The organism is Chryseobacterium sp. 'Rf worker isolate 10' (genome assembly GCF_050753305.1).
Taxonomy (GTDB): Bacteria; Bacteroidota; Bacteroidia; order Flavobacteriales; family Weeksellaceae; genus Chryseobacterium.
In genome coordinates this window covers 1778067-1792438 of sequence record NZ_JBOZOF010000001.1, presented here as the reverse complement: position 1 = coordinate 1792438, position 14372 = coordinate 1778067, and the positions used below count along the sequence as shown (strand labels likewise).

General features: G+C 35.5%; 7 protein-coding genes. 2 read left to right on the top strand and 5 right to left on the bottom strand.

What is annotated here, in order from left to right; genetic code table 11:
• Window positions 1-255 precede the first annotated feature (255 nt).
• The gene (locus tag LKL37_RS08050) at window positions 256-681 is read right to left on the bottom strand and encodes a transposase (protein ID WP_431610038.1); all 426 of its coding nucleotides are present in this window, start codon (window positions 679-681) and stop codon (window positions 256-258) included.
• A gap of 846 nt (window positions 682-1527) precedes the next feature.
• Between LKL37_RS08050 and LKL37_RS08045 the strand changes: the two genes are divergently transcribed.
• A complete protein-coding gene (locus tag LKL37_RS08045; RefSeq protein ID WP_431610037.1) occupies window positions 1528-2952 on the top strand; it encodes a helix-turn-helix transcriptional regulator in 1425 nt (474 codons plus the stop codon).
• Window positions 2953-3639: 687 nt separating this feature from the next.
• Complete coding sequence (locus tag LKL37_RS08040; RefSeq protein ID WP_431610036.1) at window positions 3640-3957, top strand: helix-turn-helix domain-containing protein; 318 nt, start codon at window positions 3640-3642, stop codon at window positions 3955-3957.
• Window positions 3958-4010: 53 nt separating this feature from the next.
• On the opposite strand, the gene LKL37_RS08035 is transcribed toward LKL37_RS08040, so the two are convergent.
• The 4 genes from LKL37_RS08035 to LKL37_RS08020 all read right to left on the bottom strand — a co-directional run bounded on the left by LKL37_RS08035 (window position 4011) and on the right by LKL37_RS08020 (window position 13619).
• Window positions 4011-5246: a PKD domain-containing protein gene (locus tag LKL37_RS08035; protein ID WP_431610035.1), complete on the bottom strand. Its 1236-nt coding sequence runs from the start codon at window positions 5244-5246 to the stop codon at window positions 4011-4013.
• 522 nt (window positions 5247-5768) lie between these two features.
• Window positions 5769-6206, bottom strand: coding sequence for a hypothetical protein (locus LKL37_RS08030; protein ID WP_431610034.1), 438 nt, complete (start codon window positions 6204-6206; stop codon window positions 5769-5771).
• 28 nt (window positions 6207-6234) lie between these two features.
• Entirely contained in the window at window positions 6235-9060 is a 2826-nt protein-coding gene (locus LKL37_RS08025) for a T9SS type B sorting domain-containing protein (RefSeq protein WP_431610033.1), read from the bottom strand.
• Between the two features lie 50 nt (window positions 9061-9110).
• Complete coding sequence (locus LKL37_RS08020) at window positions 9111-13619, bottom strand: GEVED domain-containing protein (RefSeq protein ID WP_431610032.1); 4509 nt, start codon at window positions 13617-13619, stop codon at window positions 9111-9113.
• Window positions 13620-14372: the final 753 nt, after the last annotated feature.

Sequence of the window (14372 nt, the reverse complement as noted above, 5' to 3'; positions counted from 1 at the left end):
TTGAGGGATAAGTTCTTAAAAAAGAGTTGGGGATAAGAATAGAAAAGTGTTACTAAACTATCAATACATAAAATTTAATTATTCTTTATATTTTATAAAGAATAAGTTTTTAATCATCATTCTAAATCTTTTATTTGTGTTAATAGAACCGGAAATTTATATAAAAATGAGCTGGACAGTATACATTCGGTAGAGGGAAATTGAATGTATACAACAAAGCAAAATTTTTAATTTTTGAGTATTGATAAACGGAGATTAGTATTTTTTAATCCATTTGTATAAAGTGGTTTTCGGGATTCTGTATTCTTCTATTATTTGTTTTTTTGTTTTTTCATTTGTTTTTAACAGGGTCAGTATAAATTCTATTATTTCTACGGTATAGATGTTTTTCCTAAACTCCGGAAGCTGTGTTTTTTTGTCGTCTTTTGCCTTTTGATAAAACTCTGAAGATGAAGGTGGAGAGTAAAGCACAAGATGCTGGGAGTAAATTCTGAAAAAATCATAAGCCAGCAGCTTACTCCATTTAAGGAGAGTCTCTGTATCCAAAGACTTGCTTTTGTACATCTGTCTAAGCTCTTCATGACTGCATTGCATGAAGTTCATGACTCTGTCTGAAGAAAAACCGGTTTCCTCTACTCGTTTTTGTATCAATTCACCTACATGGATATCTTTAAAAAGCATAATGAAAATATTGATAATTTGTGTTTTATAGTCTGAGGCTAATTGTTATATACCATTACCTGCATTTTAGTAAGCATACATTTGACATGTAAAGTCTTCTGTAGAGCTGTAGTATAAATAGCAACTTGTGAGTACACATTTAAAAAATCTATAGGTAATAATAATTTTTTCATAGATGTAAAGATTTTTTAATTATTCTTTGTTTATGTGTTATATCCATTGAATTTCAATTATGATGTAAATCAAATGGACATTTTGTTTTACAATATTACATTTCAAACTTTATATTATCCAAAATTGCGCCTATTACATAACTATTACATGTGTGTAATTTACTATTAATCAATTGGTTTTATTTTAAATAGCGAAAGTAAAATTCATTTAAAATATTCGCTGTTTTGCGATATTGGCAGAAAATAATTGCTTATTGATTTTGGAATTTAGATGAGAGTGCGTTTTGAAGTAATAGTTGTATGTATGTTGTATATGGGATTTGATCTTTAAAGACGGAAATTGATCATTTAATTGTCAGAATAGTAATTTGTAGATTTTATTTAAAAGAGGAAAATGTTCTAGTTTATATCATAATGAGACTATAATCTTGAAAATAGGCAAAAAGCACTCATGATCTTTCGCATGTAAAAGTGTAGTACCTGTGTCATATGTGTATTGATTTTTTTTTTTTCTCTAAATATTTTATCATTGCCACTGAAATTAGATTAGAGGATAATTAATTAAATAGTAAGTTTTTTTATTTATTTTAAGGTTTATTTTTTAATTTAATATCAATATAATTTTTTTTAGTTTTATATTTATTACATACAAATAGTTTACATGAATTAATACATGATGAAATTTATTATTTTATTTTTTCCCTTTTTGTTGTTCGTTCAGCCTAAAGCTACAAAGGCCGCTATTGATAAGAAACTGGAAAAATCCAATGCGCTGCTTATTGATGGGCATACAGATGAGATGATTGCATTGAATCTTTCGATACTTGATGATGCAAAGCATATCAATTATGCAGAAGGCAAATTGTCTGCATATTATAATTTAGCACTCGCTTTTTCTGTGCAGTACAGATATAATAAAAGCAACTATTATCTAAAGATGATGGAACCTGAGTTTAAGAATTCGAATGCCGAAGATCAGGAAATATCCATGAATATATTATACAGTATCAATTACAGAGGAATTAAAATGTATGATGAAGCTCTGAAAAAGCTAAAGAAGAATTTGGTGATAGCGGATAATTTAAAAAATGATTCTACCCGACATGCAATAAAAGCAATGATTCAGGTTCAGATAGGGAGAAATTATATTGAGAAAAAAAAGTATGATTCCGTGATTTACTATGGAAACAGGGTTGTTGATGAATTGAAGAAATCCAAAAAAATGGATGCCGGCATGAATACAAGTTTAAAAGTTGCAATGCTGCTTCTATCTGAAGCAAACCTTAATAAAAATAAAATTGATTCTGCTGAGTTTTATATAAAAACAGCCCGGGCTGTGCCTGTTAATTTTGGGAATAATGATTTTGCTACCTTTAAACTTTTAGGGCAAATTTGTGATGCAAAAAAGCAATATGATTCTGCTGTTGTAGATTATGAAAAAGCAATAATACTTGCCAAAAAAGCTAAGAATTTTAGAAAATTATTGGAGCTATACGGATTAATATCTCAATCATACGAAAAGACAGGGCAGATAGATCATAGAAATAAATATGAATTCCAATATAATAAACTTGGGGATAGTTTAAAGAAGATAGATGATGATAATCTGAAAGATACTGTAGGTATTCTTGTAGAAGAAAAACAGAAAGATCTGAAAGATAAAAATCACTTTTTACTTTATATTATCATTGCAGGAATTTTTACTACAGTTATCATTTTCTTTTATATCACCAGAAGAATAAATAATAAGAATAAAATATTGAATGTAAAAGAAGTTGAAACAAAGAATCTTAGCCAGAAATTGAATGTGGCATTTGAAGAAGTAATACAATTAGCAAAAAATAATGATCCGGAATTTCTTACCCGTTTCCAGGAAGTTTACCCTGAATTTATACCGAAGTTATTAGAAATTGAACCTCAACTACTGAATACAGAATTAAAATTTTGTGCTTTGCTATTTCTTAATTTCTCTACTAAAGATATTGCTGCCTATACTTTTGTTCAACCTCAATCTATACAGACCAGAAAGAACAGGTTGCGCAAAAAATTAGGAATTCCATCAAATGTGGATATTTACGTTTGGATGAAAAATATATAATCCCCGATTTCCAACTGATAAACAAAACCAACAGGCATGGCAAACTTCAATTTGCCATGCCTGTTGGTTTTTTATAAGATTTGAGCTGCCAATATTTATGGAAAGCTTGCTATAAAAAGCATGATAACTGAAAATGTAATATTCTGTAAATAAGAAGTATACTTAGAAAATACAATACAAATGCTTGAGTCATACCTAAGTCATATCTCTTTTTTTGGAGGAGAATGCAAAAAATAACACTTTTGTAACTGAATTAAAAATACATATGAAATTGGAACAGAATTACTGTAAGGCTTTAGGCTCCAACAGAAATTGATAGAATTCTTCTTAAGATCGATTTTTATATTGAAGAAAGTTCCAATACAAGAATGGTCGTATTCATATTGTGATTTTAAAAGTGGAAAATTAGATAATTGAAATGAATCCGGAAGTAAAGTCTACTCATTCTTTATAAGTAATAGATAACTGAATTTTCACATCCTGAAAATAATAAAATTTGAACAGTTTTTATTTGAAGAAGAGGAAACTACTAGAAGAGGAAAGAATGTTATATATACATTCAATATTAACAGAATAGGAGAATGAAGACTTTGGTTTTCCGGAATACATAAAGATTGCCTTCTGAGATAAAGGCTAGATGAAAAACTTAAAATAGATTATAATAAAAAAAGAATAAGGATTATTAAGATGAAAAACCCTAATTACAAGAAGATATATGAAGATATCTTATTGAAATATCCTGCAAAAAAAGAACAATGTAAAACGATATTGTCTAAAACATCATTTTCTGTAAAAGATGTAATTACCATTAATAATATTATTTTTCCCAGAGCTGATCAGAAAACCCAGTTTGCGAATCAGAGACATCGTTCTTATGATAAATCATCTATCCTTGAGATATTAGAGTATCAAGTCAAGAATAACCTTAATAATTCTGAACTGGCAAGGCATTTTAAATTGAGCCGAAATACTGTTGCCAAATGGAAGAAACAATTTTTAATTTAGTATGTTATCAGGCTGTCTTTATTTTGAGACAGCCTGGTTTTTTTATTGCTTAATTATTTGAGAATAACCTTAATATTTTCTTTATGATTGTTTTCATAAAGAATGCTAATCATATAAGTCCCTTTACTATAAGCTGAAAAATCTATTTTAGTATCATAAACATGAAGATTTTCCCAATCAGCGAGTTTTCTTAATGTCATATCATAAATAATAATTGTTTTTATTTTTTCTTTGCTTCTGATGCAGCCAATATCTGTAACAGGGTTGGGATAAAGTATGAGTTCAGGCTGCACATCAAAATTTATAGTTCCAAGAGAACCCATATTAATACTTTTAGTAAAGGTTTCTGAACAAGAATTTTTATTGACAGTAAGAGAGACGGTATAATTTCCTCCGGAAGTATATTGATGAACCGGATGTAAAGATGTATCGGTTGTACCATCTCCAAAATTCCACAGTATTGAAGTAAAATTGGCAGAATGATTGGTAAAGTTTACAGTCGTTCCATTGATTGCTGCTGTAAAATTAGCATAAAGATGAAATAGATTGCTGTTCCACTGAGAAGGATTGTTAAAAAATACAAGATCTGCAATGTTTTGAAAATTTTCAGCGATATTCTGAAGCAGTCCATTATAAAAGGTTGATGGAAAGACATGATCTTGAAAAATGGCTGAAAACATAGAAGCGGCTACAAGGTAGCTCCCTTTTGGTCCGGGATGAATATCATTATACGTTCCGTGAAGAGCAAGGTCTGGGGAAGAGTTGTAGTATTCTCTTGCAGATTCTCCGGCCGGAATCATTTCCACTTGCATAAGGTTTGACATTTTAGTGATGGAATCTTTTATTTTCTGCTGAAAAGTAAAATATACATTATATTCATTGGCAGATGGTACTCCATAGGGAATTTCGTAAAGAAATATTTTAGAACACGGGCTGTATTTTCGGATAGAATCTCTTATTTTCCGGCCTCGCTCTGCGGTAATTGCAACCGGATAAGAATGGCCAGCAGATTCACCAGTTCCTGGCTGCATGATGACGTACTTATAATTTTTTGATCTTATCTTCTGATACAGTGAAGGATCATCTACATGATTTACAAATCCGGTTCCTCCCGGAGTATGCGTTGTTACAGAAACATTTTTTCCTTTTGAGGCTGATATGTTTTTGAAAATTTCAGGCATATCATTAAAATAGGTAACACTATTTCCAATAAACAACACTTCATCGGATTGGCAGAATGACAAGATTGAGAAACCAGTACATAAAAGAAAGAGTAGTTTTTTTAGCATATATTATTGGGGGTATAATTTTAAAAAAAGTACCTGCAAAAAACCACTTATATTGCAGGTACACTACTAGAATGATTAAAAATATATAATGTGTGATTATGGACTTTGTTTTACTATGGTTTAAAAAGTACCTGCAGGGAATACTATTTCTCCTACAGGTACACGGTACACTCATGATTAACTGTTTTTATTACAGTTAGTCTATTGTAAGTTTTTCTTCAGTTCCCAAAAGTAATTGCTAATTTTTAAATTCAAATTGTGTTTGATTGTAGTTTTGATACATGTAGTATGTGATATGTATGTATTTTGCATCATTTTGAGGTGATGTAGTAGTAACGTAGTATTGGTTTTGTATAGGCTTTTAGGGATATTGCGATAAAAAGCTGAATGTTTTTCATAATACTGTTCCGAAAGCCAGGAAATATAATGAGTAAAGAAAATGAATATCAATACAACAGAAAAGAGACTATTTCAAAGTGAAATAGTCTCTGCTTTAAAATTAATTTCCGTCAAAACAGGTCATTAATTTCTTATGGTTGAAATATGGATGTTTTTCTGTCCGTTAAAATCTATAAGCTCAATGTTGCCAATCATTTCATTATAGACCAAAGTGGTAGTATCATTGAACTGATATCCATCAATAAATACAGGGGTGTCTTTAGGAAGTTTATTCTGCTCATTCAGTATTTCCAGAGATAAACTGTCAGGATAGCCTGCATTTTTTTTAAACTTGATTTCTATTAAACCATTGCCTGCCAGATATTCAAAATTCTTTAAATGGGAAGGCAGACCGGCTTGGGTTTTATAAACGTTTACTTTCTCAATATTGTTTTTGTAAAGATCAAACATGGCGGCAGTTCCGACTGCATTATTGTAGATCGCAAATTTCACAGTATTGTTTTTTTGAGCGAAAAGTATCCCTGAAAGGATCACAAAGAATATATATAATAGCTTTTTCATACTTACAATAGGTTTTTAAATGTTGATATTAATTTCTGTTTTTTACCATGATCCATCCTGTATATTGTATTGGAGTCTGTTTTTTGTTAGTCTCATTCCAGCCCATATCAAACCAGTAGTTACCGGTAGAAACTTTTTTGCCGCCTACGGTTCCTTCCCATTTGTATCCGTTTAATTTACTTCCTTCGTGGATTTTACTTCCATATCTGTCATAAATACTGAATGTGAAATTAGGTTTCCCGGATAATGCGGAATAGTCGAGCACATCGTTTATTCCGTCGCCATTAGGAGTGATGATATTGATCAGATTAGGAACGGTGATTTCTACCTCAACAGGTGTACAGTTATAAGAATCTTTTACATAGAAAGTATGGCTTCCGCGCGGTACATTGGTAAATACGTTTTCATTCTGCCAGGTTACATTATCCATTGAGTACTGATAGGGTGCTGTTCCTGCAATTACACTTAGAGTAACAATATTATTGCTGATATTAATGCCCGAAATAACAGGGTTCTCAGAAGGATAAACTTTTACAGTCTGTCTAGTGGTACATTCTCTGGTTTTTAAATCTACCCAATAGGTTCCAACTCCCACATTCTTGATGGATTGTGTGGTTGCTCCGGTACTCCATAGATAAGAAATAAACCCAGATCCGGCATCTAAGGTGGTGGTACTTTCCATACAGATAATCTGGTCTTTCAATACATCTGAGTAAGTAGGAGGGATTACGGTAAGCGTTACTTCTGCAATTCTGTAACATCCGTTGGCATTGCTTACTTTAACATAAACCACACCATCAGGAGCAATATAATTGGCTGGAGTCAGGATTTCGTTCGTTCCGTTTTGTGCATCAGTAGGAGAAGGGTAATATTGTTTAATGGTTCCCGGCTGTACATTCACTCCGGCAGATGTTAAATCAAATTTACCAAGTACCGGATTAGTAGGCTCAAAACATGATCTTAAGGCGGCATCTTTAACGATAGGGCTTTCTGAAACCGTTAAGGTTAAAGTTACCTGCTCGCAATCCGTAAAATCCGGATTGTTTCCACAGAATTTGTAAACAATGGTATCTGTACCCATATAACCGAAATTAGGAGTATAATTAATAACTCCGGCCGGATCCACAGTAGCAGTACCATTCACCGGAGGTGTCAGAATCGTTACTGTACTCGGAACATAACTTTGAGTAGAATTGGAAAACTCAGGAACGATAGACTGATATCCTTCGCAGACCGTCATTGCTTTGGTAGATTCCTCAAGACATGTATATACTTTATAAACCGGTGTAATGGCCGGTGTACATGAGCCTACAGCAATTCTTACTGTATAATTTCCTGAAACCAACGGTGTAAAAGTATTGGAGTTAGCTCCATTAATCGGATTTCCATTCAGAAACCATTGGTAGGTATCGTAGCTGTCATCAACCTCCAGTACAATACCCGGAATACATTCTCCCGTTTGTTTTGCAATTAATGGAATAGAAGAAAACCCAGCAAAATATCCTCCATATCCGGAAGTACTATACCCTCCATTAATACCCGCAGTTACTGCTTTGTCAGAAATAACCGTAACATTTCCTGTACTGGAAGGGATGGCATACGTTACCCAGCTGTTATTTCCCGTTAATGGAAAAGGTCCTTCCGATGCGGCAGGCTGAACTCCATTCACTGTTACATTGGCTCCGGCTTCAGTTAAAATATTCAATTTTACTATGGTTCCGTTCGGGACGGTACTTGTTGTTCCGGCTCCGGTTGGCATTTCGTTGATCTTTCCGATTTCGTCAATTTTTCTTGGCAGGAAACAGTTTAATGGCGGGATGTAGTTATAACCACAGGTAGCACTACTGTTTCCCACTGAAACCAACTGATACAGATACACATTTTTTGAAGTCGTTATAAACATATTAAAATGCCCCGAAGTTCCCTGCTGCACATAATTGCTTCCCAAAATTCTGTAAAAGTCACCACTATTGATGGTTGCAATTGGGGTGTTGGCCCCATTGATGAATATTTGGGTATGGTCTTCAGTTCCAACAATGATACCTCCTTCCAGATCATCATTGGTAGATCGGGTTCTTACCATGGCAAAAGTACTTCCAAGTCTTTCTGTGGGCACAGACTGATCGAGAATGGCATCCGAACCAGCACTTGTATTGCTTCCAAAATTCCCATTGACATTTCCGTTGGTAAGCGTAATAGGTTTATTAGAAACAATTTTAGCTCCTATAAAAGAGGATTGGTTTTGTCCACCTGTCCCTGGTCCACCTGCAAAAATAAAAGACTGCCCTTTATTAAGAGTAAACGTATGAGTATTGATTGATGCTGGTACTGCACCAAAGAATGCTACATTTCCACTCCATGTAGCAGTGACTATGGTATTGTTTTCTGTGGCCAATACTCCGGCTGTGAAGTTATTCCCAGTAGATGTTGCTGTGGAAGGAGTTCCTGCCACATAAAATTCTTTTCCAATTCCGGCTTTCCCTTTACTTGTTATGATTTCAGCGTGGGTTGTACCACTTACAATTCTTAACGAACAATAGAATGGTTTGGTTCCCTGTACATGCAATCCTTTATTGATAATACTGAAAGCATCGGATGTCACATTTGCAGCGATAACAGCAATGGGGACAACAAATATCTGAGGGGCATTTTTACTGATTGTTACAGTGCCAATCGGAACATTATTACTATTAACGGTAACAACAAAAGGCGTTGCAGAATCGGTTGAAAGATATAATGCCTGCGTATAACTCGTTGAAGCATAATAAGGGGCAAACCAATGATCCGTGTCTCTTTGAGCTGAAACAGAGATGCCCAATAGCATAAATATTAAACTGAATATAATGTTTTTCATGAATTACAGAGTTTTGATTCTAAAAATTGAAGTTTCATAGACATAAGGGATTATGATTCTTTTATAAATTTCTTCTGAACAGTGACCGCTCCATCTTCAATCTCTATCATATACATTCCGTGAATCAGATTGCTGACATCAATAGCATTGTTCAGGATGATTCCGGCTGATATCAATCTTCCGGCAGCACTGTAAATTTTATACTGAGCTTTGAAGCTTATATTTTTTACATATAATACAGAACTTACCGGATTGGGATAAATGTGGATCTCCGTTTGGTTAAGTGAATTCGGTACTGGCTGTTTAGAAATTCTGACGGTATAATCTTCCACTTCGCCATCCTTGAAATTTGTACAGTTTACCGGAATGCCGTCTTTCTGTAAAGCGACTCTCATTACTACATATTTATAATCCGTCATGCTGATAAAAGCATTGTCCGGTACAGAGAATGTAGTGCCGGCTGTTAGATTTCCGTTAGGTCCGTCTGCCAGGATTCTTTCGTTGATATCAAATTCTCCGTTTCTGTTGAAGTCTATCCAGACTGAAATTCCTGCATTGGTTCCTGAACTTAAAGTCTTATCGATGGTAATTTGGTTACCCTTTGATCCCTGAGTTAATTCAATAAACTTTAAAGGATTTCCTGTAAAATCTGAATACGTAGACGCAAGGGATTCGTTGATCATTTCCTTATTACCATTAGGCTTCACAGTAACTTTTGAAATGAATTCCGTTGTAGAATTAGCTGCCGACATCGGACAGTGGATTACGGTAGGAGTGGTGAAATAGTACAGTCTTGTAAAATTTCCCGGTACTCCGTTACAGATATTAGCTACCTGCATTTCATATTTCGTAAGCTCCAGTAAACCTGTGATGGTATAAGTATTGGTGGTTATCACAACATCTGTCCAGCTTGGAATGCCTACTTTTCTGTATTTCAGTATATAAGTGGCTCCCGGAAACGGATCCCACACAACCTCTGCAGTTGTTGGAAAGATCTGAGTAATCATCAATCCCGGAGGAGGAATTTCGCAGATTCTTTCTGTTGTAAATACTTTTGGATTAGCCCATGGATTAGAAGCAGTTTCCCCATTACAGATATTGGCTATCTGTACTTCATACGTTTTGAATGAATCAAGATTTTGAATCGTATATGAATTCGCAGGTGGCTGAGGAACTGTAGGTGTATTCCAAGGAATGCTGCCAACTTCTCTCCATCTTAAAATATAGGATGCACTTGGAACAATCGGATTCCAGGTGATCACTGCTGAATTGGATGTTACGTTGCTTATCGTTACAAATGGTGGAGTAGGATCACATCTCGTTGTAAATGTTTTTATGGGAGTATAAATTCCAGTTCCGGTACCACAAACTGCTGCAATTCTTACCTCATAAGTCGTAGCAGGAGTTAAAGTATTGATTGTTATAGGCGGATTTCCACCTAAAACAGACAGGTTTAAAGTAGTCCATGCAGAAGCAGGAGTTGTAACAGATCTGTATTCTAATATGAATGCATTGTTGTTGTTGGCGGCAGTCCAGCTTATGTTTACAGCGTTGTGTGTAATATTCGTGAATACTGGATTTCCCGGTGTTGCATTACTGCAAGGTCTTAATCGTACAGCATAATCTTCTACTTCACCATTAGCGGCATCAGCACACATGGCAGGAGCACTGGTTCGTTTCATGACCACTCTCATCGTAGTTGTTAAAGGTCCTGTATAAGCACCCGTTGCCGGAACATCAAAAGCCGCTATTATCGGTGTTGTTGTACTTGCTGCCGATGTCATTATCTTTTCAGCATCCGTGAAAACCCCGTCTCTGTTCCAGTCGATCCAGGCATTTACCGCATCAGCATATTGAGTTCCTGCCCAATTTTTAGAAACAGATAATTGATTGCCCTGAGAACCGATTTCCAGATTGATAAGGGTAGCAGGTGTTGTATAGCTGATATAATTCGTCTGAACAGAAGTATTATCCATTACCGGGAAATTGACAGGGGTAACTTTTACATTGGAAATAAAGTCGTTTGTACCTGTTCCGGTCATACTGCAGTAAATGAGTGGTGTAGTTGTAAAACTTACACTTGGAGAGAATGCTCCCTGTGCTCCATTGCAGATCGTTGCAATTTGTACCTGATATCCAGTCTGTTCAGTAAGTCCTGTAATCGTGTAAAAGCTTTGTCCCGCTGGCAGAGTTTGCCCTGCAGCACTTGGAAGCCATGCTCCTGCGGCTCCCTGTCTCCATCTGATAATATAAGCAGCATTGGAAGCAGGTATCCATGATACATATGCTGAATTATGAGTAATGTTATTCACTGCAGTACTAGTAGGTGCTGCAGTAGTACAAGGCTGAAGGTCTATAAATTTTACATAATAATCTTCAACCTCTCCGTTACCTGTTAAAGGGCCACAGGCATTAGCAGGAGTGGCAGAATATACGATAACACGCATTTTTATTTTACTTGTTCCTGAATAGGCATTAGCCGGAACCGAAAAAGCAGCGGTAACAGGAGTTGTGCTCGAATATCCAAGATTCATAATTCTTTCTCCGCCGGGAGTTGTCGATGGATTATTATCAAAAATACCATCACCATTAAAATCTATCCATGCATTGGTAGAATAGGTACCTGAAATAATGGATCTCCCTACAGACAATGTATTATTAATCGAATTTCTCAGAAGAGTAATCGTTTTTGCAGCATCTAAAGAATAATCTGTATAAGTGGTTGCGCCTGAATTGTTGCTTGTTAAAGGGACATTGGTGCCAATCATCGTTACATTGTTGATATACCCGTTCGTAACCGTTGCTGTCGCTGCATTACAATAAGTCAGTGCAGGTGTTGTAAAACTTACTGGAGCAGAAAAAGCCCCCTGAGTTCCGCAAATGGTCGCGATCTGTACCTCATATTGAGTCTGCTCAATCAGAGGAGTAAGCGTTATGCTATTGGTGAAAGGAGTCGTTACATTAACAGTCTGCCATGTAAGTGAAGGAGGTATTCTGTATCTTACAACATAAGTAGCATTCGCTGTCGCTGCCCAGGTAACATTTGCTGAGGTAGCTGTGATATTATTCACAGCAATATTAGCAGGAGGAGTATTGGTGCAGCTTGGCAATAGAGTACCTGTCAGCTGTAATTTTGGAAGTACGGCATATCTGCTTGTTGCAATAGGTAGGTTTGCGGGATCAGGGTTTGTTGTTGTATTATAATAGATCATCCCACGATTGTTTCCTGCAGAATAACTTCCCCAATTGACAGTACATGATGTTCCGGTAGAATTTTCGTCAACTCCTATGACCACATTACTTGTTCCATCCCATAAAAAAGGAGTGCTTAAAGGAATCTCAACCCATGCACCTGCTGTCATTGCCGGTAAAGTCCCGGAGTAGACCTGTGTTAAAGAAGCAGATGGAACCCAGCTTGTAGTAGTGGCAAAGTCTGCTTGTGCGGTATTTCCCATATAGATTACCCACTGATTATAATTAGCCTGGGTTGCCGCTGTTGTGGAAACAAAAAATCTGATAGCTGTTATATAATTATTCGTTCCGACAGCTGCTCCGATTTCTGAAGCCAAATAAATCTGCTGAGAATAATTAAATGCTGAACAGGAATAAACCGGTAAAAATGCATGGGTAGCTGTTCCGCCTCCAATCTGTCCCGGAGTAAAAGGATTACCTGCCACCCATGGTGATTTGTCAGTAGGTGAACATACAGATCTTACCCACCAATAATAGGTAGCTCCGGAAGTAAGAGAACCGATATTGGCGCTTGTTCCCGGATTTGCTGTACCCACGGTTGCTGCTGCGGGTGGAGTGTTATTGGTGCTGTAATAATATTCATATCCATTGGCTGGTGCTGGAGCCGGAGCAAGTGGCGGAGTCCAGTTGAGCGTAGCTGAAGTGGGTGCAATATTGGTTGCAGGCAGAGTAGTGGGCTCAAAACATGTCGGAGCCTGAATCACCTGAACTTCATCCAACAATACATCATCATAGAAATTTCCATTTCCTGCCACATCTTTGTCAACGGTGAATTTTAACTGAATAGTTGCTCCTACATAGCTTGCTGCCAGAGGCACACCTACTGTTCTCCATTCAGGGGAGTTGGTATTACTGGACCAGACCTGTACCCATCCGGAACCGTCATTTACTGCCAATTTTAACTCGTTGTGATCGGCGGCTGGTACTGTCCCATTGAGTGCTGTTAAATGATCCTTAAGCCATTCAAATTTGATATAAGGATTCGTTAATCCTGATAAGTTAATCTGAGGACTTATAAGTTCCACAGTGTGTTCACCGGCATAGGGCGTAGAAGCATCAACCCAGGCGAAAGTTCCTGCGGGTTTTCCTCCGTTCCCGGTAACTCCATATCCTGCTGTTCCTGAAAATTTCCACTTAACATTGACATTTGTAGATGTTGAAGTAGGGTTTTGGCTCGTCCAGCATGCAGGAAGGGCTCCCGTGCTAAATGACTGTACAAAAGGAACCGGAACCGGAACACAAGTCTGCCCGCGGGCATGAGAGGTGAACATCAGTAGAAATAAGATAATCGGTAGAATTTTTCTCATATAGTTTCATTTTAATTAGAATTTATAATTCAATGAGCTTCAATATCTTTTTGGACTGATATACAGAGTTCTTCCATGGATTTTTTCAGGTGAATCCATAGAAAATACACTCTGTTTTAAGTTTACAGAGACATTAAGCTGATTTATATATAGCACTGCATTATCATTACACTCTTATAAAAGTGCTGAAGGATAAACAGATATAATAATAGTAGGGAAGTAAGTGGGAGTAGATTTGCAGCAGATCCGTGATGGTGTTTTATTTCTTCGATTATAAAAACGTCCACTTCGCTGCATTTAAAATTGAGAGAGTTTAATTCGTTTTAGTTTCTTTCATTGTTCAAGAGATTTCTTAAATATTAATTTTGTTTTTTTGATTTTTGTAAAAATAATTTAATAAAAATTTAATAGTGCTATACTTTTGTATAGTTTTAACTCAATGATTGATGAATTAAGTTTGACTGACTTTCGAAGAAATGCTTTAAGAAGAGATAATACCTGAGTTTTCTTTTAAAAAAATATATACTTTTAAAATTTGTCCTTCAATTCATACCTGCTTATTCCTTTTCTCCACCTCAATAACACCGTAAAACATTTTGTTGAATATATTAAAAATTCAACAAAACAATAAAGTTTAGATTTTTTTATTATTAAAATAAATGCTTTGTAGTTTTAAATTTAATTAAAATTAAGTTTTGATAGATTTTTTATTTAACTTAATTATGAATATGTTTGCAAAAAGTAGTCTGATAA

Bases quoted from the DNA above. Each gene is read 5' to 3' on its own strand.
- LKL37_RS08050 (WP_431610038.1), bottom strand. From the start codon at position 681: ATGCTTTTTAAAGATATCCATGTAGGTGAATTGATACAAAAACGAGTA.
- LKL37_RS08045 (WP_431610037.1), top strand. From the start codon at position 1,528: ATGATGAAATTTATTATTTTATTTTTTCCCTTTTTGTTGTTCGTTCAG.
- LKL37_RS08040 (WP_431610036.1), top strand. From the start codon at position 3,640: ATGAAAAACCCTAATTACAAGAAGATATATGAAGATATCTTATTGAAA.
- LKL37_RS08035 (WP_431610035.1), bottom strand. From the start codon at position 5,246: ATGCTAAAAAAACTACTCTTTCTTTTATGTACTGGTTTCTCAATCTTG.
- LKL37_RS08030 (WP_431610034.1), bottom strand. From the start codon at position 6,206: ATGAAAAAGCTATTATATATATTCTTTGTGATCCTTTCAGGGATACTT.
- LKL37_RS08025 (WP_431610033.1), bottom strand. From the start codon at position 9,060: ATGAAAAACATTATATTCAGTTTAATATTTATGCTATTGGGCATCTCT.
- LKL37_RS08020 (WP_431610032.1), bottom strand. From the start codon at position 13,619: ATGAGAAAAATTCTACCGATTATCTTATTTCTACTGATGTTCACCTCT.